The sequence below is a fragment of the Ramlibacter sp. genome (assembly GCF_035655895.1).
In the GTDB taxonomy this organism is placed as follows: Bacteria; Pseudomonadota; Gammaproteobacteria; order Burkholderiales; family Burkholderiaceae_C; genus Ramlibacter.
This window is the reverse complement of record NZ_DASRTN010000013.1, coordinates 13,848-38,341: the sequence shown is the minus strand read 5'-3', so window position 1 is coordinate 38,341 and position 24,494 is coordinate 13,848. Positions and strand designations below refer to the sequence as shown.

Below are 24,494 nucleotides of genomic sequence, written 5' to 3'. Positions count from 1 at the left end.
CCCGGCGCACGATGTTGCGTCGCAGCAAGCGCCGGATATACTGGACCCGCAGCATAACCAAGGTTGTGCTACCGATTGTCTCCTCCACCTTCTCCTTTGGTGGATTTAGCCCCCGGATCGCAAGGCCCGGGGGCTTTTTTCTTGCCGCGGCGACGCAACCCGAGCGTGGCGGGACCGCCACGTATGATGTTCGCCCGATGACCAAGCACCTGAAGCCGGCCGACTACCTCAAGAAGATCCTGACGGCGCGCGTGTACGACGTGGCGGTCGAGTCGGCGCTGGAGCCGGCCAGGGCACTCAGCCGGCGCCTGCACAACAAGGTGCTGCTCAAGCGCGAGGACCAGCAGCCGGTGTTCAGCTTCAAGCTGCGCGGCGCCTACAACCGCATGGTCCAGCTCACGCCGCGGGAGCTCGAGCGCGGCGTGATCTGCGCGTCCGCCGGCAACCACGCCCAGGGGGTCGCCATGGCGGCCCACCGGCTGGGCACGCGGGCCGTGATCGTGATGCCGGTCACCACCCCGGGCGTGAAGATCGAAGCCGTCAAGGCGCTGGGCGGCCAGGTGGTGCTGCACGGCGACAGCTACTCGGACGCCTACGGCCACGCCGTTGCGCTGCGCGACCGCGAAGGCATGACCTTCATCCATCCGTTCGACGACCCCGAAGTCATCGCCGGCCAGGGAACCATCGCGATGGAGATCCTGCGCCAGCACCAGGGTCCGCTGGACGCAGTGTTCGTCGCCATCGGCGGCGGCGGGCTGGTCTCGGGCGTGGCCAACTACATCAAGGCGGTGCGTCCCGAGATCCGCATCATCGGCGTGCAGATGAACGACTCGGACGCGATGCTGCGATCCGTCGATGCGCGCGAGCGCGTGACCCTGCCCGACGTCGGCCTCTTCGCGGACGGCACCGCCGTGAAGCTGGTCGGCGAGGAGACGTTCCGCATCGCGCGCGAACTCGTCGACGAATTCATCACGGTCGACACCGACGCCGTGTGCGCCGCGATCAAGGACGTGTTCGTGGACACGCGCAGCATCGTGGAGCCGGCGGGAGCCATGGCGGTTGCGGCGATCAAGCAGTACGTCGCCCGCAACAAGCCGCGGGGCGAGACCTACGCGGCCATCCTGTGCGGCGCCAACATGAACTTCGACCGGCTGCGCTTCGTGGCCGAACGCGCGGAGGTCGGCGAGGAACGCGAGGCGCTCTTCGCCGTGACCATCCCGGAGGAGCGCGGCAGCTTCCGGCGGTTCTGCGAACTGGTCGGCGCCCTCCCCGGCGGCCCGCGCAACGTGACCGAGTTCAACTACCGCATCAGCGACGCGCAGCGCGCGCACGTGTTCGTGGGCCTCACCACGCACGGCAAGGGCGAGTCGGCGCGGATCGCCGCCAACTTCACGCGCCACGGTTTCGAGGCGCTGGACCTCACCCACGACGAGCTGGCCAAGGAGCACGTGCGCCACATGGTGGGCGGGCACTCGGCGCTCGCCCAGGACGAACGGCTGCTGCGCTTCGTCTTCCCGGAGCGCCCCGGCGCACTCCTGAAGTTCCTGTCGCACATGCGCCCGAGCTGGAACATCACGCTGTTCCACTACCGCAACCAGGGCGCCGACTACGGCCGCATCCTCGTCGGGCTGCAGGTCCCGGCTGCCGAGGCCCAGGCCTTCCAGTCGTTCCTCGAAACCATCGGCTACCCCTGCATCGAGGAAACGGCGAACCCGGTCTACCGGTTGTTCCTGCGCAGCTGATGCGCCCCGCGGCACGCGTGACGGCGTTCCTGCGGCACGTGCTGCTCGCAGTGCAGTTCTTCACCCGCGTGCCCGTGACGGGGCGGCTGGCCGACTGGGTCGGCTTCAGCCAGCCGTTGCTGCGGGCCAGCGCGGCCCATTTCCCGGGCGTCGGCTGGCTGGTGGGGCTCGCGGCGTGCGCGGTCTTCGCGGCACTGCGCCTCGCGCTGCCGCCGACTCCTTTCAGCGGACTCGCCGCCGCCCTGGGTGCCACCATCTGCAGCGTGCTGCTCACCGGGGCCTTCCACGAGGACGGCCTGGCGGACCTGGCCGACGGCCTGGGCGGCAGTCACGACCGTGCACGCGCGCTGGAGATCATGAAGGACTCGCGCATCGGCGCGTTCGGCGCGGTCGCCCTGGTGCTGGCGCTGTCGGCCAAGGTGGCCCTGCTCGCCGTGCTCGACGGCGTGTCGCTGGGAACGGTGCTCGCGGTGCTGCTGGCCGGCCACGTGGTCTCGCGCTTCTGGCCGCTGCTGCTGATCCGCGGGTTGCCCTACGTCCGCGAAGCGGCCGGCTCCAAGAGCAAGCCGCTGGCCGACCGCATCGCGGCGGGCGCCCTGCTCGCCGCGGCGGCATGGTGCCTGCCTGCGGGCGCATGGCTGGGCCACACGCAGGGCCCGTGGTGCCTGGCCGCAGCGCTCGCCGCTGCGGCGCTGGGCTGCCTCTGGATGTGGCGGCTGCTGCAACGGCGGCTGCAAGGCTTCACGGGCGACGCGCTCGGCGCGACCCAGCAGGTCACCGAGATCGCATTCCACCTGGGCGCAGCGCTCGCGCTCGGCAGCCGATGAAGCTTTGCCTGGTGCGGCATGCCCGCACGGTCGCCGCGCCGGGCCTCTGCTACGGCAGGCTGGACGTCCCGGCGGATCCCGCGGACACGCGCACGTGCGCTCAGCACCTCGCCACGGTGCTCGCGCCGGGTCTGATCGTCCGCACCTCGCCTGCCCGGCGCTGCCAGGAACTCGCGCGGGCGCTGCAGGGGCAGCGGCCCGACCTCCGGGCCTCGGTCGACGTCCGCTTGCAAGAGCTGGATTTCGGGTGCTGGGAAGGACGCACGTGGGAGGCGATCGGCGAAGCGGCGCTATCCGCGTGGACGGCCGCCTTCGCCGACCACCGGCCCGGCGGCGGCGAAGCCCTGCAGTCGCTGCTGGACCGGGTGGGTCTGGCGCTCGAGGACGTGCGCGACACCGGACGCGACACGGTCTGGATCACGCATGCCGGCGTGATCCGGGCCGCGCGACTGCTGGCCCATGGCGTGCGACGGATCGAACGCGCGGCGGACTGGCCCGACGCCCCGGTGCCGTTCGGCGCGATCGAGACGCTGGCGCTCTAGTGCCCGCCGGGCTGTACGGGCAGATCGAGCGTCACCGCATCCGGCCCGTCCGGCGTTTCGGCCAGGACGGCGCGGCGCGGTTGCACCGACTTGAGCACGAGGCCTTCGTCGACCGCGCTGCCGACGCGATACGGCTTGGGGGGCCGGCCATCGACCGCGATGAGCGCCGCGCCGTGCTGCGAGCGATCGGCCACCACGCCCAGCAGCGCGAACCGGCTGGCGGCGCTGGGCGCGGCCGCGACGGGCGCGCTCCCGGTCGTGTGGCCGAGCAGCCGGGCGACGGCCGCCGGATCGGCCACCGGCGGCGGGCGGACCGCGGCCGCGACAGACGGCCCGCGCGATGCATCCGCGCCCAGCTTCAAGCCCCAATAGCCGATGCTGGCCGCGGCGCCCGCCCACAAGAGGAAGGTCACGCCGCGCACGGTCCAGTTGCTGCCCCTCGTGCTCACCATGCGACGATTATCATTGATCGACTATGCCCCATCGACCGATGAAGCTCATCCACAGCGCCCTTCGCCGCACGCGGCGAGCCGGCTTCACCCTCATCGAACTGATGGTGGTGCTGGTCATCATCGGCGTGCTGGCCGCCCTGATCGTGCCCAACGTGCTCGACCGTGCGGACGACGCGCGCGTCACCGCCGCGCGCACCGACGTGAACAACCTGATGCAGGCGCTCAAGCTGTACCGCCTGGACAACCAGCGCTACCCGACCGCCGAGCAGGGCCTGCAGGCCCTGGTGGCGCGCCCCAGCGCGGCGCCCGCGCCGATGAACTGGAAGCCCTACCTCGAGCGGCTGCCTTCCGATCCGTGGGGGCGCCCCTACCAGTACCTCAATCCCGGGGTCCAAGGCGAGATCGACGTGATGTCGTACGGCGCCGACGGCCAGCCCGGCGGCGAGGGCAAGAATGCGGACGTCGGCTCCTGGCAGTGACGCGCCAGGCCGCCGCGTCACCGCCCTGCCGCGCCCGCACGGCGGCTTCACCCTGATCGAGCTGCTGGTGGTCGTGGCGATCATCGCGATCGCCAGCGCCGGCATCAGCTTCGCGCTGCGCGACAGCGGCGCGAACCAGCTCGATCGCGAAGCGCAGCGCCTGTCCGCGCTGTTCGAATCGGCGCGCGCCCAATCCCGCAGCAGCGGCGTCCCGGTGGTCTGGCACGTGGTCGAGGGCGGTTTCCGTTTCGAGGGACTGCCCCCCGGCACGCTGCCCGATCGCTGGCTGAGCGATGGAACCACGGTGCAGGGCACCGGCCAGGTGGTGCTCGGCCCCGAGCCTGTCATCGGACCCCAAGCCGTGCTGCTGGTCTCGGCCAACGCGCCGCAGCGGGCGCTGCGCATCGCCACCGACGGCCTCAGGCCGTTCGTGGTCACGGATTCGTTCGGCCCATGACGCGCCGCTCCCCGCGTGGCTTCACGCTGATCGAGGTGCTGGTCGCCCTGGGCATCGTCGCGATCGCCCTGGCCGCGGGATTGCAGGCCACGGCTTCGCTCACCAACAACGCCCTGCGCCAGTCGAGCGTGCTGCTGGCCCAGCTGTGCGCGGAGAACGAGCTCGCCCGCGTGCGGCTGGCCCGGCAGATGCCCGGGGTGGGCGAGCGCCGCGTGGGCTGCCGGCAGGGCGAGGTCGACTTCGAGGTGGCCGTCGTGGTCGCACCCACGCCCAACCCGAACTTCCTGCGCGTCGATGCGCAGGTGTTCGAAGCGGCGGCTCCGGTGCTGCGCCTGTCCACCGTGCTGGGGAGGTTCTGAAGATGGTCCGCCGGACTGCCCGCGGCTTCACGCTGGTCGAGCTGCTGGTGGCGCTGTTCGTGATGGCACTGCTCGCGCTGCTCAGCTGGCGCGGCCTCGACGGCATGATCCGGACGCAGGAGCAGACCCGGACGCGGGCCGACGAGGTGCAGGCGCTGCAGGTGGGCCTGGCCCAGTGGACGGCCGACCTCGATGGCCTGGTGCAGCTGCCGCAGACCACCGCGCTGGACTGGAACGGCCGCGTGTTGCGCCTCACGCGGGCGGCGCCCGGCCGGCCCGCCGACGGCGTGGTGGTGGTCGGCTGGAGCCGCCGCACGAGTGCCGGCGCCAGCCGCTGGATGCGCTGGCAGTCGCCGCCGCTCGCCACCCGGGGCGCCGTGGAGGATGCGTGGCAGCGCGCCGATGCCTGGGCCCAGAACAACGCCGCCGACGCCTCGGCCAACGAAGTCGCCATCACCGGCCTGCTCGACTGGCAGGTCTTCTATTTCCGCAGCGACGCCTGGACCAACCCGCTGTCCAGCGACACCACCCAGGCCGGGCAGGCCGCACAGGCCGCGCAGGCGACCCAGGCCACCCCGAGCACCCCGGCCGCCAGCGCGCCGACCGCCGGCGCGCCCGGGGCCGCCGGCACTGCGCCCCCCACCACCCGGACCGCGGCCATCCCCGACGGCGTGCGCATCGTGCTGCTGCTGCCACCGGGGCAGGCGATCACCGGCGAACTCACGCGTGACTGGGTGCGCCCCACCGTGGGGGGCAACAAGTCATGAGGCGCGGGCAGCGGGGCGCGGCCATCCTGGCGGCGATGCTCACCGTGACCCTGGTGGCCACGTTCGCGGCCACGGCCCTGTGGCAGCAGTGGCGCAGCGTCGAGGTCGAGGGCGCCGAGCGTTCCCGGATGCAGTCCACCTGGGTGCTCACCGGGGCGCTGGACTGGGCGCGGCTGATCCTGCGCGAGGACGCGCGCTCGGGTGGCGCCGACCACCTGGCCGAACCCTGGGCGGTGCCGCTGCAGGAGGCGCGGCTGTCGACGTTCCTGGCGGCCGGCTCGAGTGGCGCGACCGATGCCGGCACCGACACGGAGAACGTGTTCCTGTCCGGCCAGATCATCGACCAGCAGTCACTGCTGAACGTGAACAACCTGGTCGAGAGCGGGCGGGTGTCGCCGACCGGGCTGCGCAGTTTCCAGCGCCTGTTCGAACTGCTCGGGCTGCCGCAGGGGCAACTGGGAACGCTGGCCGAGAACCTGCGTCTGGCCACCGAGATCAGCACCGACAACCAGTCCGCGACGCAGGCGCCACTCGCTCCCCAACGCATCGAGCAGCTCGTCTGGCTGGGCGTGTCGGCCTCGACGGTCGAGGCCTTGCGCCCCTACGTCACCCTGCTGCCCTCGCGCACGCCGGTCAACCTGAACACGGCCGCGCCCGAAGTGATCTACGCCGCGGTCAACGGACTCGCGATGTCCGAGGCCCAGGAACTGGCCGCGCGGCGTGCCCAGTCGCCCTTTCGCAGCGTCTCCGATGCGACCCAGATGCTGCCCCAGCACGCCAGCGCGATGACCGAGGGCGGCGTGGGCGTCTCCTCCCGGTTCTTCGAGGTGCGCGGTCGCCTGCGGCTCGATCGGGTGGTCGTGGAGGAACGGTCCCTGGTGCAGCGTGACGGGCTGAACGTGCGCACCCTGGCACGCGAGCGCGGCGTGGTCGATCCGGCCACCCTCGCCCAGGGCCTCTCGCGCCGCTAGGCGGACCGCCTCCACGGCTGAGCTGTGGCCTTTCTACAATGCCCGGTCCCATGAGTTCGCTCTTCGTCCTGCTCCCCGCCTCGCCCGCCACGGCGCAGACGGAGTTCCACCACCTCGTCTCGCCCGACGGCCGCAGCGTCACCACGCAGGCGTCCACGGTGGCGGCGCTGCTGCCGGCACCCGCCGGCGCCGGCAGCGAACTGGTGGCCATCGCTCCTGCCGAGGCCCTGTCCTGGCACAAGGTCGAGCTGCCCAAGGGCACCACGGCCCGCTCGCCCCGGCTGCGCGCGATCCTGGAGGGCCTGCTGGAGGACCGGCTGCTCGACGACCCCGACCACGTCCACTTCGCCTTGCAGCCGCGCGCGGTCGCCGAAGCTCCGGCCTGGGTCGCGGTGTGCGACCGGGCCTGGTTGCGCTCGTGCCTTCAGGTGCTCGAGGCGGCCGGCCGTCCCGCGGCGCGCGTGGTCCCGGAGTTCGCGCCCGAGGGCGACGCCGTGCTGTATGCGCTGGGCGAACCGGCCGACGCCCGCCTGGTCTGCGCCGGCGCCGAGGGCATCTACGCGCTGCCGCTGGCGGCGTCGTCGCTGCCGCTGCTGCCGTCCCTGCCCGAGGCCACGCCGATCGTGGCCGAACCCGCCGTCGCCGCGCTGGCCGAGCAGGTGCTGCAACACGCGCCGCAGCTGCAGGCGCCGGGTGACCGCTTGCTGCTGTCGGCGCGGACGGCCTGGGACCTGGCGCAGTTCGAATTCGCCAGCTCCGGCCGCACCCGCGCCTTCAAGAAGCTGTCCGACGGCTGGGCCGGTGCGCTGCGGGAACCGCAGTGGCGGGCGGCGCGCTGGGCGGCCATCGTGCTGGTGGTCGTCCAGCTGGTCGGCCTGAACGCCTGGGCGTGGCGCGAGCGCTCGGCGCTGGCGGCCAAGCGCGAGGGCGTCCGCTCGGTCCTGACCCAGACCTTCCCGAACGTGCGCGCCGTGGTGGACGCCCCGGTGCAGATGGAGCGCGAGGTGGCGGCGCTGCGCCAGTCCACCGGCGCCGCTTCGGGCCGCGACCTCGAGACCATGCTGGGCGCACTGGCCACGGCCGCACCGGGGGCGCGGGCCACCGGCCTGGAATTCAACGGTGCCGAATTGCGCGTGCGCGGCCTCGGTCCGGACGCGCAGGTGCAGCCGATCGCGCAGTCGCTGCGCTCGCAAGGCTTCGGCGCGAAGGCGCAGGGCGACGTGCTGGTGATCCGGGCGGAGGGGCAACCATGAAGCTGCCGCCCCAGATCGCCGCCTCCTGGCAACGACTCGCACCGCGCGAGAAGCTCCTGCTGGCCGCGGGTGCCGCGCTGGTCGCCTTCGCGCTGTTCTGGTGGCTGCTGGTCGCGCCGGCACTCGCCGTGCTGCGGTCGGCCGACGAGCAGCACCGCGCGCTCGACGGCCAGCTGGCGCGCATGCGCAGCCTGCAGCAGCAGGCCCGGGCGCTGCAGTCGCAGCCCAAGCAGAACTACGACGAGTCGCTGCGGGCCCTGGAAGCCACGGTACGCCAGCGCCTGGGCACCAGCGCACGCATGGCGGTGGCCGGCGAGCGGGTGACGCTCACGCTGTCCGGCGCGCCGGCCGACGCCCTGGCGGCTTCGCTCAACCAGGCCCGCGTGAACGCCCGCGCGCTGCCCAGCGAGGCCCGCCTGACGCGTGGCGCCACCGGCGGCTGGGACGGCACCCTGGTGCTCACCCTGCCCAGCCGGTAGCGAAAGGCGCAACGGGTGCCTCGCGCCACCATCGCCGTTCGCTCGACCGCCCCCTGGCGCTGGGCCGTCGCCGGAGCGGTCCTCGGACTGCTGCTGGCGTTCGTCTTCTTCGTGCCGGCGCAATGGCTGGCCGACCGCGTCGCCACGGCCACCGCCGGCCAGCTCCTGCTGCAGGACGCCCGCGGCACGATCTGGAACGGATCCGCCCAGCCGGTGCTCACCGGCGGCAGCGGCAGCAGCGACGCCGCCGCGCTCCCCTCCCGCCTGGAGTGGCGGCTGCGGCCGGCACTGGCCGGTGCCACCATCATGCTGTCGAGTGCGTGCTGCATGCCGCAGCCGGTCGCCGTGCAGGTGCGCCTGGGATGGGGCAGCACGACGGTGCGTGTCGCCGACAGCCAGACGCTCTGGCCGGCCACGCTGCTGGCCGGGCTGGGCACGCCCTGGAACACGCTCCAGCCCGAGGGCGACCTGGCCGTCCGCACGCAGGGCCTGTCCTTAGAATGGGCCGCCGGCCGGCTGAGCGTGCAGGGCGCGGCGGAACTGACGGCGCAACGCATGGCGTCGCGGTTGTCGACGCTGCGCCCGATGGGCAGCTACCGCGTCGTCCTCTCCGGGGGCACGGTGCCGAGCGTGCGCCTGTCCACCCTGGAGGGCGCTCTGCAGCTGTCGGGCAGCGGGCAGTGGGTCGGTTCCCACCTTCGCTTCACCGGGGAAGCGACCTCCGCGCCGGACCGGGAGGCAGCGCTGGCGAATCTCCTGAACATCATTGGCCGGCGCAACGGCGCCCGCTCCATCATCACGATAGGCTGAACGTCATGAATCTCCGTCCCGCCCTGGTTTCCCTCGCCGCCGCCGCGGTGCTCGCCGTCGGCCCCGGCGCGCACGCCCAGCGCGCGCGCGAGCCGGTGACGCTGAACTTCGCCAACGCCGAGATCGAGGCGGTGGCCCGCACGATGGCGGCGATCACCGGACGCAACATCGTGGTCGATCCGCGCGTCAAGGGCACCATCACGCTGTCGACGGAGCGTCCGGTGCCGCCGCAGCAGGCCTTCAACCAGTTCGTCTCGACCCTGCGGCTGTCCGGCTTCACCGTGGTGGATTCCGGCGGCCTGCTCAAGGTGGTGCCCGAAGCCGAGGCCAAGCTGCAGGGCGGCACGGTGTCGGTGGGCACGCCCCCGGGCGGCGCGCAGGTCGTCACGCAGATCTTCCGCCTGAACCACGAGACGGCCAACAACCTCGTGCCGATCCTGCGGCCGCTGATCACGCCCAACAACACGATCAACGTGAACCCGGGCAACAACTCGCTGGTGATCACCGACTACGCGGACAACCTGCAGCGCCTGGGTCGCATCATCTCGGCGCTCGACGTGTCCAACGCCACCGACGTCGAGGTGGTGCCCCTGCGGCACGGCCTGGCCAGCGACCTCGCCCCGATCGTGCAGCGGCTCGTCGATGCGGGCGGCGGCGGTCCGGTGGCCGCGGCGGCGCAAGGCCAGGCGGACACCTCGTTCCGCACGACCGTGATCGCCGAGTCGCGCAGCAACAGCCTGATCGTGCGCGCGGCCAACCCCGCCCGCCTGAATCTCGTGCGCACCCTGGTCGATCGCCTGGACCAGCCGGTGTCGCAAAGCCCGAGCGGCAACATCTACGTCGTGTACCTGCGCAACGCCGAGGCCACCCGCCTGGCCACCACGCTGCGGGCCGCCCTGGCCAGCACCGGCAGCGGCGCTGCCGGCGGCGGCAGCACCGGAGGGATCGGCGGGCTCGGCATCGCCACCAGCCAGGGAATTCCCACCTCCGCCGGGCTGCCGAACACCGGCACGGCGGCCGGCACCAACGCGGGCAGCCCGGCGGCCACGGCGGCCCAGCCGCTCGCGCAGCCCTCCACGGGCGGGCAGATCCAGGCCGACCCGGCCACCAACTCGCTGATCATCACCGCGCCCGAGCCGCAGTACCGGCAGCTGCGCGCGGTGATCGACAAGCTCGACGCGCGCCGCGCCCAGGTCTACGTCGAGAGCCTGATCGCCGAAGTCAACGCGGACAAGGCGGCCGAGTTCGGGGTCCAGTGGCAGAACATCCTGGGCAACCGGGGCGATCGCAACATCGGCGTGCTGGGCACCAACTTCAGCGTGGGCGGCACCAACATCATCAACCTGCAGCAAGGCATCGCCAGCGGGCAGACGCTGCCCTCGACCGGCATCAACCTCGGCCTGGTGCGCAACGTCAACGGCACCTACTTCCTGGGGGCACTGGCCCGGTTCCTGGAGTCGAACGCCGAAGGCAACATCCTGTCCACGCCCAACCTGCTGACGCTGGACAACGAGGAGGCCCGCATCGTGATCGGCCAGAACGTGCCGTTCGTCACGGGCCAGTTCACCAACACCGGCGCCACCAACGGCTCGGTCAACCCGTTCCAGACCATCGAGCGCAAGGACGTCGGCATCACGCTGCGCGTGCGGCCGCAGATCAGCGAGAACGGCACGGTGAAGATGCAGATCTTCCAGGAGGTCTCCAGCGTGCAGGCCACGTCGGTGAACTCCGCCACCGGGCTCATCACCAACAAGCGGTCGATCGAGTCGAACGTGCTGGTCGAGGACGGCGCCGTGGTGGTGCTGGGCGGCCTGCTGCAGGACGAGTACTCGGGCAACCAGGAGAAGGTGCCGGGCCTGGGCGACGTGCCGGTGCTGGGCAATCTGTTCCGCAGCGAGGCCCGCAGCCGCCGCAAGACCAACCTGATGGTGTTCCTGCGGCCCGTGGTCGTGCGCGATGCGGCGCAGACCGATGAACTTTCTCTCGATCGCTACGATCTCATGCGATTGAAGCAGGAGGCGGCACAACCGCAGAGCAGCGTGGTGGTGCCGATCAACTCGGGCCCGGTGCTGCCGGTCCCGACGCCGCGCACCCCGCCCGCGACCACGCCACCGGCAACGCCCGCCACCCCTGCACCGACCGGGACGGGCGAGGCCTCGCCCTCGGCCCTGCCGCCGATTTCGCCACCGATTGCCCGCTGAACGACACCGACCCATGCGCTATCCCCTGCCCTACAGCTTCGCCCGCGGCCACCAGCTGCTGCTGGAGGACGACGGCCAGGCCGTGACCCTCTGGCACGCCGGCGCGCCGGCGCCCAGCGCCTGGAGCGAGGTGATGCGCAAGTTCCGCATCCAGGCCCTGCAGCAGCTGGATCCGCCGGCACTCGCCCAGCGGATCAGCGCGGCCTATGCGCAGGGCGAGTCGAGCGCGGCCACAGTGGTCAGCGAGGTCCAGAACGACGCCGACCTCTCGCGCATGATGCAGGAGCTGCCCGCCGTCGAGGACCTGCTGGAAACCAGCGACGACGCGCCCATCATCCGGATGCTGAACGCGCTGCTGACCCAGGCGGCGCGCGATGGCGCGAGCGACATCCACATCGAACCGTACGAGCGCCACTCGTCCGTGCGGTTCCGTGTCGACGGCACCCTGCGCGAAGTGGTGCAGCCCAACCGCGCGCTGCACGCGGCGCTGATCTCGCGCCTGAAGATCATGGCCGACCTCGACATCGCCGAGAAGCGCCTGCCGCAGGACGGCCGCATTTCGCTGCGCATCGGCACCCGCGCGGTGGACGTGCGGGTGTCGACCCTGCCCAGCGCGCATGGCGAGCGCGCCGTGCTGCGTCTGCTCGACAAGAGCGAGAGCAAGCTCAGCCTGGAATCGGTGGGCATGACCGGCGACACGCTGCACCGCTTCCTGCAGCTGATCGCGCAGCCGCACGGCATCATCCTGGTGACCGGCCCGACCGGCTCGGGCAAGACCACCACGCTGTACGCGGCGCTGTCACGGCTGGACGCGACCACGAGCAACATCATGACGGTGGAAGACCCGATCGAGTACGAGCTGCCGGGCATCGGGCAGACCCAGGTCAACGCCAAGATCGACCTCGACTTCGCCAAGGCCCTGCGCGCCATCCTGCGGCAGGACCCCGACGTCATCATGATCGGCGAGATCCGCGACTACGAGACCGCGCAGATCGCCATCCAGGCCTCGCTCACCGGCCACCTGGTGCTGGCCACCCTGCACACCAACGACGCCGCCAGCGCCGTCACCCGCCTCACCGACATGGGGGTGGAGCCGTTCCTGCTCAGTTCCTCGCTGCTCGGGGTGCTGGCCCAGCGGCTGGTGCGCAAGCTGTGCAGCCAGTGCCACGGCCCGGGCTGCAGCGAATGCGGCCACACCGGCTACCAGGGGCGCACGGGGGTCTTCGAGCTGATGCGGGCGGACGAGAAGGTGCGCACCCTCATCCACAACCGCGCCTCGGAGGCCGACATCCGCGACACCGCCCTGGCCGGCGGCATGACCCTGATGCGCGACGATGGCGAGCGGCTGGTGCGCGAGGGCATCACCTCGCGCGAGGAACTGCTGCGCGTCACCCGCGACTAGCGGGCAACCAAGTGCTCGGGCACGCCCGGTCGACCGGGCAGTTCCACCGGCGGCGCGGGCCGTCCCCCCTCGGAAGGCGGCGCCTCGGGCTTGCCGTCCCCCGGCTGCGGATCGGGGTTGCCCACCGGCGGCACCGAATCGGGCGCGGGCACGTCGTGCAGGCGATGCAGGGTCATCCTGCGCGGCCCTCGCGGTCGACCACGCCGGGCCCGCTCTCGACGACCGGGTCGTCTTCCTCGTCCTCGATGTCGGCGGCCATGATCTCGGGCCGCTCGGGCAGCGGCGGCCGCCGTGCGATGTCGGGCGGCCGGCGCGCCTCGTCGTGGGCCGCGCTGGCGCCGGGAACGGCTTGCGGGATCTCCTGCGACTCGGGCATGCGCTCCATGTCGCGCGGGTCGGGCGTGGTGTCGGTCGGGCACATGGGGAACTCCTCTCGTCTGTGAGCGCCATGCTGGGCCGGGCGTGCCGGGCTTGCACCCGGCCAAGGCCGGTGGCGGCTGTCAGTGCGGGCCGACAAGGCTCAGGCGGGGCGGCGCCGATGCGGGCAGTCCCCGGCAGCAGGCCTCTTGCAGTCGGGCTGGACGCCCCCGCTTATGCTCGCGCACTGCATGCCCACCCTGCCGTTCTCCCACCTGCTGCTCGCCATCGCCGTCGTGGCGGTGTGGGGCACCAACTTCGTCGTGATCAAGACGGCGCTGCACGAGTTGCCGCCGCTGCTGTTCGCCGCCCTGCGCTTCCTGCTGGCCTTCGTGCCGGCGGCGTTCTTCCTGCCGCGGCCCGCCGTGCGGCTGGCCAACCTGGCCGGCTACGGCCTGCTGATCGGCGCTGGCCAGTTCGGCCTGCTGTACATCGCGATCGACGGCCACATTTCGCCGGGACTGGCGTCGCTCGTCATCCAGACCCAGGTGTTCTTCACCATCGGGCTGGCGATGTGGCTGGCCCGCGAGCCGCTGCGCGCGTTCCAGGGGGTGGCCGTCGCGCTCGCGGCGGGCGGCCTCGCGGTCGTGGGCTGGCACACGGACGGCAGCACCACCTGGCTGGGGCTGGCGCTGGTGCTCGGCGCGGCGCTCGCCTGGGCGGCCGGCAACATCCTCACCAAGCGTGCCGGCAGCATCAACATGCTGTCGTACGTGGTCTGGTCCAGTGCCTTCGCGGTCCCGGTGCTGGCGGCGTTGTCGCTCGCGGTTGAGGGCTGGGACCGGGTGGCGGACAGCCTGGCGCACGCCAGCGTGGCGGCCTGGGCTGCCGTCGGCTGGCAGTCCTGGGCCAACACGCTGTTCGGCTACGCGGCCTGGAGCTGGCTGCTGTCCCGGCACGCCGCCGCCGCCGTCACACCGATGGCCCTGCTCGTGCCGGTGTTCGGCATGGGCGCCTCGGCGCTCTGGCTCGGCGAATCCCTGCCCGGATGGAAGCTGCTGGCCGCGGCGCTGGTGCTGGGCGGCCTCGCGATCAACGTCCTGTGGCCGCACGTGCGCCGCCGCTGGCCGACCGCCGCTTGAGCGGCTTCGTGTCCCTGCTCTGGCCTGGAGCGCCCAGACAGCCGCGAGCGTGGCAACGGTGCGACGCGACCATGGCCTGAAACGCCTGCTGAACTTGCGGCCGCGGGAACTGCGTCACTAGACTGGATCCGACCTCACGCAAACGACGCGGGTCATCCAACCAATCCAGGGGAATCAATGAAACAGATCGTGATCGCAGCGGCCTCGGCCCTGCTCCTGCTGGGCACCGCCCAGGCTCAACAATCCCGTCCGATGATGGGCATGGGGTCCGGCACCATGGGGTCGGGCCTGTACGGTGAGGTGGGCTACACCGGCCTGCAGATCGAGGGGGGCGGCATCGACGCCAACCCCGGCATGATCCGCGGCATCGTCGGCGTCGACCTGCACCCCAACTTCGCGGTCGAAGGCATGGTCGGCTTCGGCGTCACCGACGACGACTCCTCCGTTTCCACACTGCTGGGCCCGGCCAACGTCAACACGGAAGTGCGCCACGCGTACGGCGTGTTCATCAAGCCGAAGGCCGACTTCGGCCCGGTGGAAGCGTTCGCCCGCCTCGGTTACTCGCGGTTCAAGATCCGCAACAACGTGAGCCTGGCCGGCGTCTCCGTCTCCGGCTCCGACACCGACGGCGACGTGTCGTACGGCCTGGGTGCCAACTGGCGCTTCTCGCCGCGCGCCTACGCCGGCGTCGACTACATGCGCTACTACAAGGACAACGGCACCACCATCGACGGCTGGACCGTCAGCGTCGGCTACCGGTTCTGAGCGGGCACTGCCCACGCAGCGAAAGGCCCGCGCAAGCGGGCCTTTTCCGTTCCCGGCCGGCGCCCTCCTGGCGGCCGCGATTGGCGCCGGCCTCACTCGCAAGGATGCTGCCCCGCACGCCTTTCCGCCGGCCCTTCTGCCTCGACCTGCTGCTTCCCCGCGCGATGCCGCGTGGGCGACCCGCTGGCGGCGGCAACCATCAGGAGCCGCCTACAGACACCGCCGCCGGCCGTCGGGACGATCCCCCCCATGCCCACGCTGGAAGATCCCCCGCAGCACCTGCTCGGCGGCCTGAACGTCGCCATCCTCGCGGGCGCTGGCGCCGACCTCGCGCAGCTCGACGCCGCCCGAACCTCGCTGGAGACGCTCGGCGTGACCGTCCTCGTGGTGGGCCTGCGGCGCGGCCCGGTGCCTGCCGCCGGCCCCACGCCGCTGGAGGCCAGCCAGGGCATCGCAACCGTGGATCCGGCATCGCTCGACGGCCTGCTGGTCCTGGCCGGCAGCGCGGGTGCGCAGCAACTCGCGGCCGCAGCCGAAGTCAAGGCGCTGCTCGCCGCGCTCGATGCGGAAGGCAAGCCGATCGGCGCGCTGGGCGACGGCGTGCTGCCGCTGCTGACGGCAGGGCTGGCCCAGGCGCGCGGCGTCAGCACGCCCGACCACCTGGCCCCGGTGGCGCAGCGCACGGGCGCCGTGCGGGAAGGCGGCGGCCTGGCCGCGGACGGCAACGTCGTCTCGGCGGCCTCGCCCGCAGCGCTCGACGAATTCAACGCCGCGCTCAAGCAGCTGCTGGCCCGCCGGCGGCTGGCCACCGTCTCGCCGGGCAACGACACGCCCAGCGCGGTTGGCGAGGACGGCTAGGCTGGCCGGCCACGGCGGTCTCCCGTCGGCTGCGCATCGGCCCTCGCTCTTCGGGGGCCGGCGGCGGCAGCCCCGATGGCAGCCATTTCTGCCGATCGGCCAGGCACGGTGACACACGTGCACAGCGCCCTCGCACCGCCTTCCTCTGGCGCGCCTGCGGCCGGCGCGCTTGCGAGCCAGTGCGCGCGACCCGATGCGTGGTCTGTTTGCAACAAAATGTTCTTGCCTGCACCGAGTTGCTTGCCTGCGGATGAGTCTGTTTCTTAGACTCGCCTGCGACCCGCTTGCGGGCCGATAACACAACGAACGGACATCCAAATGAAACTGATCGCCATTGCTGCCGCTTCCACCCTGCTGGTGCTCGGCACCGCCGCCCAAGCGCAACAAGCGCGTGCCACCGCTGGCGGGGCCTACGCCGAACTCGGCTACACCCAGCTCAAGCTGAGCAGCGACGAAGGCGGCGGCGACCTGCGCCCGGGCGCCCTGCGCGGCATCGCCGGCTACGAGCTGCACCCGAACGTGGCCGTGGAAGGCATGCTGGCCTTCGGCGTCCGTGACGACGAAGTGCGCGCCAGCGAATCCACCGCCTTCGGCCCCGTCACCGCGACCGGCGAAGTCAAGCTGCGCCACGCCTACGGCATCTACGTGAAGCCGAAGTTCAACGTGACCGACAGCCTGGAAGTGTTCGGCCGCCTGGGCTACACCCGGGCCAAGTTCAAGACCCGCGTGACTGTCTCGGTGCCCACCCTGGGCAGCGCCTCCGAGGAGGACTCCGACGCCGAAGGCGGTGCCTCCACCGGCCTGGGCGCGAACTACCGCTTCACCCAGAACCTGTCGGTCGGCATCGACTACATGCGCTACTTCAAGAAGGACGGCGTGAAGGTGGACGGCGTGACCGTCGGCCTCGGCTACCGCTTCTGAACGGCCGCCGCCGCTGACTCGAATGCCCGCCGCCAGCGGGCATTTTTCTTGGTGCCGCGGCCGAGGCGAAGGCGGGGCAGAGGCACCACTGTGCCCGCCAGCGCAGTCGGGCATCCTGGTTGCCAGCAGAGGTCGATCGCCGATGCCTGGCCGCCGGCCGCGATGCCTGCCCCCGCTGTGTCATGCCGCGCCTCGGCGCAGCCGGGCCGGCTGCACACTGGAACACCTGGAACACCTGGAACACCTGGAACACCCGAGATGTCCCGCACCCTGCAGGGCGCCACCTGGGCGCTGCGCGTCCAGTTCTTCGTCGCCGGCGCGCTCTTCGCGACGCTGGGCGTGCACGTGCCCAGCATCAAGTCGCACTACGGGTTGGGCGAGCAAGCGCTGGTCATCGCGCTGCTGGCCAGTGGGATCGGTTCGGTCCTCACGCTGCTGCAGGCCGGCCGCGTGCTCGCCCGGCATGCGCCGAAGCGCGTCGCGCCCATCGTCGCGCTGGTTTGCGCCGGCGCGGTCGGCTCCCTGCTGGCGCCCTCCCACTACGGCCTCCTGCTGGGCTTGATGCTGGTCTACGGCACGGCCACCGCGCTGTTCGACGTGGCCATCAACGATGAGGCGGCCGCCCTTGAGCGGCAGGCCGGGCGACCGCTGATGAGCGGCTTCCATGGCATGTTCAGCCTGGGCGGCATGGCCGGCGCCGCGGCCTGGAGCCTGCTGGCCCCCGCCGGCGTGTCCCCCACGGCGCACTCGGTCGGCGCGGCGGCCATCCTCGGTGCGCTGGCGATCGCGGCCAGCCCGTTCATGCTGCGCCAGTCCCGCGGCGGGCCTCAAGGTCTCGCTCCACTCAGCCTGCCCCGAGGCCCCCTCCTCCTGCTCGGGCTGATGGCCGGGATGGGCCTCGTGGCCGAGGGCGCCATGTACGACTGGAGCGTGCTCTATCTGCGGCAGGAGCTCGGCTCGCCGGCCGGCATCGCGAGCCTGGGCTATGCCTGCTTCAGCGCGGCGATGGCGGCCGGCCGCTTCGGCGGTGACTGGGTCCGCGCCCGCGTGTCGCCCGTGGCGCTGCTGCGCACCAGCGGCGCGCTGGGCGCGCTCGGGATGGCGCTGGCCCTGGTGATTCCCCACCCCGGCGCCGCGCTGGCGGGCTTCGCGCTGGTCGGCCTGGGCTTCTCCAACATCGTCCCGGTGCTGTTCAGCGTGGCCGGACAGTTGCCCGGCATTGCGCCCGCCCACGGCATCGCATCAGTGTCCTCCGTGGGCTACGCGGGCCTCATGGCCGGCCCTCCGCTGATCGGCTTCATCGCGGACGCACGATCGCTCAGCGCGGGGCTGCTGGTGGTGATCGTCTTCGCGGTGGTGGTGGCGGCCTGTGCCCGGCGCGCGTTTGACGGGACGCCGGGGCTGCACGTCTCGAGGTGAAGCGTCGTCGACGCGGACGGTGCGCTGCCACCCCGCATCGAACCGGCAACCGCTCGCCCACTGCACCTGGGGACCGGAGGCAGCGGGCGATAAGATTATCGAAAAATCGAGGAGGTCGTATGCGCCGAGCCGTCATGCTGGTGGGAGCTGTGGCTGCGTTTGCCTTGCTGATCGGCTGCGCGGGGGTCAGGACGGTCGACAATGGAGGCTACAAGCGTGTGGCGCAAAGCCTGCGCTTCGAGTTTTCGCAGCAGCAAGGCGGCCTTCCGATCAAGATCACGCGCGAAGGCTACGGCTTCCGCCCCACGATCAATCAGAAGGACATCGAGCACTCCCAGCGGGAGGTCGGAGAACTGATCCGTGAGACCCGCACCCAGACCCTGGCGGCTGTCCAGGCCGCCATGCGGGAGAAGAACATCCCTCCTGGGGATGATCTCACGGTGTTCGTCGACTTCAAGGAGGCGGTGCACCGAGGGCAGGCGGGCATCACCTTGACAGTGTGGACGCATTTCAAGGATGCACCCCCCGACGCCCGGCGCTGGATCTTCAACGTGGAGGCGCATGGCCCCTACTCGAAGCCGGCAGACACGGCGACCAAAGCGGCAGAAGCGATCGTGCGGACGCTTGTCCAGGAAGGCGTCCTCGTGAGTCGATGATCGAGCCACGTCGCCTGCCGGCGGAAAAGGTGAATGTCCATCGGTCAGCCCGTCTGGGCCCTTGAGCAGGCTCGTGAGCGTCCGCGCGTTCCGCTGCTCGTGTCCTCACAGTCGCTGTTCAAGGACCTGGCCGTCCAGGCCACGGCGGTCGGCGAGAGGCCCTTTTGGACTGGCCGCCCCTCGACGCCTCGCCCCACGCACATGCGACGCGCTGACGTGTGGTCCTCTCCAGATCTCGGGCATGCTGGTCTGGACCCTTGCAGCAGGGCGCCGATAGCGCGTGCGCAGCCCCGCTCGCGTTGGGACTCCAATGCACGAACGCGGGTGCGCGGTGCCCGATGCCGGTCAGCCGGACTCTTGCGGAGAGCCGCTGAGGTCCGAAGCGCGACACCATTGGGCGGGCTTGGTTCGGATGCGACCGAAGATCATGGAGCGGGATAAGAGGCTCGAACTCTCGACCTCAACCTTGGCAAGGTTGCGCTCTACCAACTGAGCTAATCCCGCGGGTCCGTGAAAAAGCCCACCGAGGGATGGGCTTGCTCCGAATCTGGTGGCCTGGGGCGGAATCGAACCACCGACACGCGGATTTTCAATCCGCTGCTCTACCAACTGAGCTACCGGGCCGTGAGCCGGTGATTATAGCCTACCCGGCAGACCGTTTCCCGCGCGAGAGATCCACGCCGAGTTGCTTGAGCTTGCGGTACAGGTGCGTGCGCTCCAGACCGGTCTTCTCGGCCACGCGCGTCATGGAGCCGCCCTCCTTGGCGAGGTGGAATTCGAAGTAGCTCTTCTCGAACTCGTCGCGGGCATCGCGCAGCGGCTTGTCCAGCTCGAACAGCTGGCGCGCCTGCGGCCCCATTTCCACCGGCGCGGGGATGGTCTGGCCGCCGGTCATGGCCGCTTCGACCGTGAGCTCCACCACCGGCGGTGGCGGTGCCATGACGTAACCGGGCCCCGGCTTGCGAGGTGCCGCCGGCACGGCGGCAGAGGCAGCCGCCGGGTTCTCGCGGTGCAGCGCTGCCTCCACGGCCTTGAGCAGCTTCTGCATCGTGATCGGCTTCTCGAGGAAGGACTGCGCCCCGATCTTGGTGGCCTCCACCGCGGTCTCGATGGTCGCGTGCCCGCTCATCATGATGACGGGCATGGTGAGCAGGCCGCTGCCCGACCACTCCTTCAGGAGCGTGACGCCGTCGGTGTCGGGCATCCAGATGTCGAGCAGGACGAGGTCGGGCCGTGCCTTCAGGCGCGCGGCACGCGCCTGGGCTGCGTTCTGGGCGAGCTCGACGTTGTGCCCTTCGTCGTTGAGGATCTCCGACAGCAGGTCGCGGATGCCCAGTTCGTCGTCGACCACCAGGATGTTTGCCATGTTCGAATGAAGTGCTTGGGCTGGTTGACGGGGCAGCTGTTGTTAACCCGCAACTGCGAATGATAGCGAGACTTGGGCGCCGACCACATGCCCGTCCTCGACGCGGTTCTTCACGTCGATGCGGGCGCCGTGTTCGTCGGCGATCTTCTTGACCACGGCGAGCCCGAGACCGGTGCCCTTGTCCTTGGTCGTCACGTAGGGCTCGAACGCCCGCGCGAGGATGTGGTCGGGGAACCCGGTGCCCGCATCCTGCACCACCAGGCGCACGCGGCGGTTGGTTTCGTTCCACTGCGTACGGATCACGACGTCGGCGTTGCGGCCGGCGGCTTCGGTGGCGTCCTGCGCGTTCTGCAGCAGGTTGTGGATCACCTGGCGCAGCTGCTGCGGGTCGCCCAGGATCTTCGGGCTGCCCGGGTCGAGGTCGGCCCGCACGGGCACCTGCCCCGCCGACGGCTCGCCGTCACGGCCATACAGGTGCAGCACGTCCTGGACCAGGCCATTGAGCTCGATCGGCTTGAGTTCCGCGGCCGGCAGACGCGCGTAATCGCGGAACTCGTTGACCAGCCGCTTCATCGCGTCGACCTGGTCGACGATGGTCTGCACCGACTTGCGCAGCACCGCGCGCTCGGGCTCGGCCACCTTGTCGCCCAGCTTGTGCTGCAGGCGCTCGGCCGACAGCTGGATCGGCGTGAGCGGGTTCTTGATCTCGTGCGCCAGGCGCCGCGCCACCTCGCCCCAGGCCTGGGCGCGCTGCGCCGACACAATTTCGGAGATGTCGTCGAACACCAGCAGGCGCGAGAAGGTGTCGGGCAGTTCCGAGGGCATCTCGGCACCGCGTGCCACCAGCGTGATCGCGGCACTGGGCGACGGCGAGCCGGGCTGGCCGGGGTTCAGCTCGAACGATTGCTGCCAGTGGTCCAGCCCGTGCTGGCGCCGCTCGTTCATGTAGTCGTCGAACTGGGTCTGCACCGCTGCCCCGAACGCCTCCAGTCCCGGCACCTCGGACAGCCGCTCGCCCTCGTGCGCCGCGAGCGGCACGCGCAGGATGCGGGTCGCGCCCGGGTTGGCCGTCTCGATGCGGCCGTCCCCATCCAGCACGATCACGCCGGCGGTGAGGTTGTCCAGGATGGTCTGCAGGTGCGCACGGGCGGCATTGACCTGCCCCATGCTCTGCTCGACCGCCGCGCGCGCATCGGCCAGCTGCTGCGTCATGTCCGCGAACGAGCGCGTCAGGCCTCCCAGCTCGTCCTTGCCCTGCAGCACCGGCTTGGGTGACAAATCGCCGGCGGCGACCTCCCGCACGCCCGCGGCCAGCAGCAGCAGCGGCCGCGCGAGCTGGTTGCCCAGCAGGACGGCCAGGAAGATGGCGCCGAACACCGACAGAAACAGGCTGAGCGTGAGCGTGCCGATGTACATCCGCCGCAGGCCTTCGCGTGCGAGCGCCCGCTCCTGGTACTCGCGGTACGCCTCCTGCACCGCGATCGCATTGGCGACCAGCGTCGGCGGCAGCGCCTGGGTCGCCTGCAGCAGGCGCGGTTCTGCCAGCAACCCGAGGCCCGGCCCCGGCACGACCGCCAAAGTCTTGATGCGGGCCTGGTTCGCTGCCAGCGCGTTGGGCTCGTCCAGGCCTTCGATCACGGCGGTCGAACGCTGCGCGCGGGCCGTGCGGATCTGCTGCGCGGTGGGCCGTTCGGGGTTGAGCAGGAAACGGGACTGCCCGGCGCTGGCGATCAACTGGCCATTGGCGCTCCACAGGACCAGGTCGTTGGCCGAGAGCTGCTCGCGCATGCGCTCGAGCGCCAGCCCGGCCGAGGTGTCGGGCGTATCGGCCAGAGTGGCGGCGGCCGAACGGGTCTTGTTGGCCAGATCGTTGGCCAGCGCGTCCAGCGTGGAGCGGCCCAGGTTCAGGCCAGCGTCCAGCGCGCCCTCGACCTTCACGTCAAACCAGCTCTCGATCGACCGCGAGACGAACTGGTAGGACACCACGTAGATCAGCAGCCCGGGCAGAAAGCCCACCACGGCGAAGATGGCTGCGAGCTTGAGCAGCAGCCGGCTGCCGAACTTGCCACGGCGCAAGCGGCTGGCCAGCCGCACGGCGAACCAGGTGATCACCAGCAGCAGCAGCCCTGCCACCACCATGTTCAGCGCGAACAGTCGGCCGTAGTTGCGCTCGTACAGGTCTCGGTTGCCGGTGGCCTGCGTCAGCAGGAACATCAGCACGATGGCGATGCCCACGGAGACCGCCGCGCCGACCAGGATGGCCCAGCGGATCGCGCGCGTGCTGCCGAACGTGGGCTTGGGCTGGGCGGTGGAGGCCACCTGGGTGCTCACCGGCCGTGCTCGAGGGCCAGGCGCTGGTTGCGCACGGCGCTGATGTTCCATTCCGCCTGGCCGACCGCGCCGATCTGGAACGGGCGCGGCAGCTGCGACACGTCGAGGCGGAACCGGAAGTCGACGCTGTAGCGCGCATCGGGTTCCAGGTCGCTGAGCTCGGCGATCTTCCAGCGGGCGATGTGGCGTACTGCGGCCAGGGCCTCCTCGCGCGTGTCGAAGCTCTGTCCCAGCGCCAGCCCCGCGCCGCCGATCGGCGTGGGCGAGACCTGGAGCCGCCAGCGCCGGGTGAGCGGCTGGTACGACAGGCGCATGTGCCGCTGCTCGCCGGCCACCTGCTTGTCATACCAGTACCAGCGGTCGCGCAGCAGCACGGCTTCGGCGACGAAGAACATCGGCAGCCCCTTCAGGAGCGCGTCGTCGACCGCCGGCGGGAGGTCGAACCGCACGGTCGCGCTCAGCAGCACGCCGTCGTCGGTGCGCTCGAGCCGCAGCTGCGTGACCTCGGCCAGGTCGGCGCCCAGCGCCGCGCCCCCGGCCACGAGCAACAGCAGCGCGGCCAGCGGCCGGCGCAGTCGCTCAAGCAGGGTCAGGCGCGCGCTTCTCCAGCAGCGCGTAGAAAAAGCCGTCATGGTCACCCGCGAGATTGTCCCGGACGGGGTTGCCGTTTCCGCCCGTTTGCGGAAGCAAATGCCCGGGCCCGGGCCGCAAAACCGCCCCTTTGTTGTGCGCAACAAACGCTTCGACGCGGCGGATGCCCTCGTCCCGGAACACCGAGCAGGTGCAATACAGCAGCTGGCCGCCGGGCCGCACCAGCGGCCACAGCGCCGTCAGCAGTCGGGCCTGCTGCGCCGCGAGTTGCCCGATGTCCTGTGGCCGCCGCAGCCAGCGCACGTCGGGGTGCCGTCGCACGATGCCGGACGCGGTGCACGGTGCGTCGAGCAGCACCGCGTCGAAGGCACGCCCATCCCACCAGGCGTCGGGTGATCCGGCGTCGGCGGCGAGCACCTGGGCCTGCAGGCCGAGCCGCCCGAGGGTCTCGTGGATGCGCCGGCCACGCGCCGGGTCGATGTCCAGCGCGGTCACCTGCGCATCGCACAGCTCCAGCAGGTGGGCGGTCTTGCCCCCGGGCGCTGCGCACGCATCGAGGATGCGCAGCGGCGCGTCGGTGGTGCGCTGCAACCCCTGCAGCAGCAGCGGGGCGGCCAGCTGCGCCGCGGCGTCCTGCACCGAGACAAGACCTCCGGCAAAGCCCGGGATGTCGTGCACCGCGCGGGGCTGGTCGAGCACGATGCCGTGCTCGCCGCTGGCAACGCCCGCGATCCCCACGTCGCGCAGGCGCCCGAGCATCTGGTCGCGATCGATGCGACGCGCGTTCACCCGCAACGTCATCGGGGCAGCGGTGTTGTTGGCGTCCAGCACGGCCTGCCAATGCTGCGGATGGTCCTGCCGCAGCCGGTCGATCCACCAGCGCGGATGGTTCCATTGCGCCACCGGGTCGCCGTCGGTGGCGGCGACCAGGGCATCGCGCTCGCGCAGGAAGCGTCGCAGGCAGGCGTTGACGAACGCGGACTGTGCCTTCGTGGCCGGCTGCCGCTTGGCTGCTTCCACCGCCTGGTCGACCAGCGTGAACGGCGTGTAGGGCGCGTCGGCCTCGCGCCAGCACAGCGCCAGCGCCGTGCACAGCAGCGCGTCGGCCTCGGGTGGCGGCGGGCGCCGCGCCAGCTGCCTGCGCAGCGCCTCGGCGCGGCCCAGCTCGCGCAGCGCCTGGTAGGCCAGCGCCTGGGTCGCGGCGCGCAGGTCGCCCGGCACCTGCGCGATGGCAGCCGTCGCCGACTGGCCGGTGCGCACCGCCGCCAAAACGGAAGCGGCAGCCTGAAGCTGCCGCCAGAGGGGGAGTTGCAGGGACAAACGAGGTTCTCGGAACGGCGCACGGTG

General features: G+C 71.3%; 26 protein-coding genes and 2 tRNA genes. 19 read left to right on the top strand and 9 right to left on the bottom strand.

All coding sequences use genetic code 11. The features are described from left to right. Positions 1-197: 197 nt before the first annotated feature. The 3 genes from ilvA to VFE82_RS14655 are packed head-to-tail and all read left to right on the top strand — an operon-like array spanning position 198 to position 3,111. On the top strand, positions 198-1,742 hold the full coding sequence (gene ilvA, locus VFE82_RS14665; RefSeq protein ID WP_325001058.1) for a threonine ammonia-lyase, biosynthetic: 1,545 nt from the start codon (positions 198-200) through the stop codon (positions 1,740-1,742). Beyond that, complete coding sequence (locus VFE82_RS14660; protein ID WP_325001057.1) at positions 1,742-2,569, top strand: adenosylcobinamide-GDP ribazoletransferase; 828 nt, start codon at positions 1,742-1,744, stop codon at positions 2,567-2,569. The genes ilvA and VFE82_RS14660 overlap by 1 nt, the downstream gene beginning before the upstream one ends. Positions 2,570-2,580: 11 nt before the next feature. Beyond that, positions 2,581-3,111, top strand: a complete 531-nt coding sequence (locus tag VFE82_RS14655; protein ID WP_325001056.1) for a histidine phosphatase family protein — start codon at positions 2,581-2,583, stop codon at positions 3,109-3,111. Here the strand turns inward: VFE82_RS14655 and VFE82_RS14650 are convergent. Beyond that, positions 3,108-3,563, bottom strand: a complete 456-nt coding sequence (locus VFE82_RS14650; protein WP_325001055.1) for a type II secretion system protein N — start codon at positions 3,561-3,563, stop codon at positions 3,108-3,110. The genes VFE82_RS14655 and VFE82_RS14650 overlap by 4 nt on opposite strands. Before the next feature lie 38 nt (positions 3,564-3,601). On the opposite strand from VFE82_RS14650, the gene gspG reads away from it, so the two are divergent. The 10 genes from gspG to VFE82_RS14600 are packed head-to-tail and all read left to right on the top strand — an operon-like array spanning position 3,602 to position 12,741. Beyond that, on the top strand, positions 3,602-4,042 hold the full coding sequence (gene gspG / locus VFE82_RS14645) for a type II secretion system major pseudopilin GspG (protein WP_325001054.1): 441 nt from the start codon (positions 3,602-3,604) through the stop codon (positions 4,040-4,042). Next, positions 4,017-4,499: a prepilin-type N-terminal cleavage/methylation domain-containing protein gene (locus VFE82_RS14640; RefSeq protein WP_325001053.1), complete on the top strand. Its 483-nt coding sequence runs from the start codon at positions 4,017-4,019 to the stop codon at positions 4,497-4,499. Before gspG ends, VFE82_RS14640 begins: the two co-directional genes overlap by 26 nt. Further along, positions 4,496-4,858, top strand: coding sequence for a type II secretion system minor pseudopilin GspI (gene gspI, locus VFE82_RS14635; RefSeq protein WP_325001052.1), 363 nt, complete (start codon positions 4,496-4,498; stop codon positions 4,856-4,858). The genes VFE82_RS14640 and gspI overlap by 4 nt, the downstream gene beginning before the upstream one ends. Before the next feature lie 2 nt (positions 4,859-4,860). Next, complete coding sequence (locus VFE82_RS14630; RefSeq protein ID WP_325001051.1) at positions 4,861-5,625, top strand: PulJ/GspJ family protein; 765 nt, start codon at positions 4,861-4,863, stop codon at positions 5,623-5,625. Then, positions 5,622-6,596, top strand: a complete 975-nt coding sequence (gspK, locus tag VFE82_RS14625; RefSeq protein WP_325001050.1) for a type II secretion system minor pseudopilin GspK — start codon at positions 5,622-5,624, stop codon at positions 6,594-6,596. The genes VFE82_RS14630 and gspK overlap by 4 nt, the downstream gene beginning before the upstream one ends. 50 nt (positions 6,597-6,646) lie before the next feature. Further along, positions 6,647-7,849 carry a type II secretion system protein GspL gene (gene gspL / locus VFE82_RS14620; RefSeq protein WP_325001049.1) on the top strand — a complete coding sequence of 401 codons (1,203 nt, stop codon included), beginning with the start codon at positions 6,647-6,649 and terminating at the stop codon, positions 7,847-7,849. Then, a complete protein-coding gene (gene gspM, locus VFE82_RS14615; protein WP_325001048.1) occupies positions 7,846-8,328 on the top strand; it encodes a type II secretion system protein GspM in 483 nt (160 codons plus the stop codon). The genes gspL and gspM overlap by 4 nt, the downstream gene beginning before the upstream one ends. A gap of 15 nt (positions 8,329-8,343) precedes the next feature. Beyond that, the gene (gene gspN, locus VFE82_RS14610; RefSeq protein ID WP_325001047.1) at positions 8,344-9,138 is read left to right on the top strand and encodes a type II secretion system protein N; all 795 of its coding nucleotides are present in this window, start codon (positions 8,344-8,346) and stop codon (positions 9,136-9,138) included. A gap of 5 nt (positions 9,139-9,143) precedes the next feature. Next, the gene (gspD, locus tag VFE82_RS14605) at positions 9,144-11,339 is read left to right on the top strand and encodes a type II secretion system secretin GspD (RefSeq protein WP_325001046.1); all 2,196 of its coding nucleotides are present in this window, start codon (positions 9,144-9,146) and stop codon (positions 11,337-11,339) included. A gap of 13 nt (positions 11,340-11,352) precedes the next feature. Then, the gene (locus VFE82_RS14600; RefSeq protein WP_325001045.1) at positions 11,353-12,741 is read left to right on the top strand and encodes a GspE/PulE family protein; all 1,389 of its coding nucleotides are present in this window, start codon (positions 11,353-11,355) and stop codon (positions 12,739-12,741) included. Here VFE82_RS14600 and VFE82_RS14595 read toward each other — a convergent pair. Next, positions 12,738-12,917 (bottom strand): hypothetical protein, encoded by a 180-nt coding sequence (locus tag VFE82_RS14595; protein WP_325001044.1) that lies wholly within the window; start codon positions 12,915-12,917, stop codon positions 12,738-12,740. The two genes, VFE82_RS14600 and VFE82_RS14595, sit on opposite strands and share 4 nt — an antisense overlap. Further along, a complete protein-coding gene (locus VFE82_RS14590; protein WP_325001043.1) occupies positions 12,914-13,162 on the bottom strand; it encodes a hypothetical protein in 249 nt (82 codons plus the stop codon). The genes VFE82_RS14595 and VFE82_RS14590 overlap by 4 nt, the downstream gene beginning before the upstream one ends. Positions 13,163-13,358: 196 nt before the next feature. Between VFE82_RS14590 and VFE82_RS14585 the strand changes: the two genes are divergently transcribed. The 6 genes from VFE82_RS14585 (at position 13,359) to VFE82_RS14560 (ending at position 18,859) form a co-directional block, all read left to right on the top strand. Beyond that, the gene (locus tag VFE82_RS14585) at positions 13,359-14,240 is read left to right on the top strand and encodes an EamA family transporter (RefSeq protein ID WP_325001493.1); all 882 of its coding nucleotides are present in this window, start codon (positions 13,359-13,361) and stop codon (positions 14,238-14,240) included. A gap of 177 nt (positions 14,241-14,417) precedes the next feature. Beyond that, positions 14,418-15,005: an outer membrane beta-barrel protein gene (locus VFE82_RS14580; protein ID WP_325001042.1), complete on the top strand. Its 588-nt coding sequence runs from the start codon at positions 14,418-14,420 to the stop codon at positions 15,003-15,005. A gap of 249 nt (positions 15,006-15,254) precedes the next feature. Next, positions 15,255-15,863 carry a DJ-1/PfpI family protein gene (locus VFE82_RS14575; protein WP_325001041.1) on the top strand — a complete coding sequence of 203 codons (609 nt, stop codon included), beginning with the start codon at positions 15,255-15,257 and terminating at the stop codon, positions 15,861-15,863. A gap of 318 nt (positions 15,864-16,181) precedes the next feature. Continuing rightward, positions 16,182-16,784 (top strand): porin family protein, encoded by a 603-nt coding sequence (locus tag VFE82_RS14570; protein ID WP_325001040.1) that lies wholly within the window; start codon positions 16,182-16,184, stop codon positions 16,782-16,784. A 258-nt stretch (positions 16,785-17,042) separates the two neighbouring features. Next, positions 17,043-18,203 carry an MFS transporter gene (locus tag VFE82_RS14565; RefSeq protein WP_325001039.1) on the top strand — a complete coding sequence of 387 codons (1,161 nt, stop codon included), beginning with the start codon at positions 17,043-17,045 and terminating at the stop codon, positions 18,201-18,203. A gap of 119 nt (positions 18,204-18,322) precedes the next feature. Next, a complete protein-coding gene (locus VFE82_RS14560) occupies positions 18,323-18,859 on the top strand; it encodes a hypothetical protein (protein ID WP_325001038.1) in 537 nt (178 codons plus the stop codon). A gap of 428 nt (positions 18,860-19,287) precedes the next feature. Here the strand turns inward: VFE82_RS14560 and VFE82_RS14555 are convergent. The 6 genes from VFE82_RS14555 to rsmB form a co-directional block, all read right to left on the bottom strand. Then, positions 19,288-19,363 (bottom strand) — tRNA-Gly (locus VFE82_RS14555). 44 nt (positions 19,364-19,407) lie between these two features. Beyond that, positions 19,408-19,483 (bottom strand) — tRNA-Phe (locus VFE82_RS14550). A 19-nt stretch (positions 19,484-19,502) separates the two neighbouring features. Further along, complete coding sequence (locus tag VFE82_RS14545) at positions 19,503-20,225, bottom strand: response regulator (RefSeq protein ID WP_325001037.1); 723 nt, start codon at positions 20,223-20,225, stop codon at positions 19,503-19,505. A gap of 42 nt (positions 20,226-20,267) precedes the next feature. Then, a complete protein-coding gene (locus tag VFE82_RS14540) occupies positions 20,268-22,556 on the bottom strand; it encodes a sensor histidine kinase (RefSeq protein WP_325001036.1) in 2,289 nt (762 codons plus the stop codon). After that, a complete protein-coding gene (locus VFE82_RS14535) occupies positions 22,553-23,188 on the bottom strand; it encodes a DUF4390 domain-containing protein (protein ID WP_325001035.1) in 636 nt (211 codons plus the stop codon). The genes VFE82_RS14540 and VFE82_RS14535 overlap by 4 nt, the downstream gene beginning before the upstream one ends. Further along, the gene (gene rsmB, locus VFE82_RS14530; protein ID WP_325001492.1) at positions 23,136-24,461 is read right to left on the bottom strand and encodes a 16S rRNA (cytosine(967)-C(5))-methyltransferase RsmB; all 1,326 of its coding nucleotides are present in this window, start codon (positions 24,459-24,461) and stop codon (positions 23,136-23,138) included. Before rsmB ends, VFE82_RS14535 begins: the two co-directional genes overlap by 53 nt. Between the last annotated feature and the right edge of the window lie 33 nt (positions 24,462-24,494).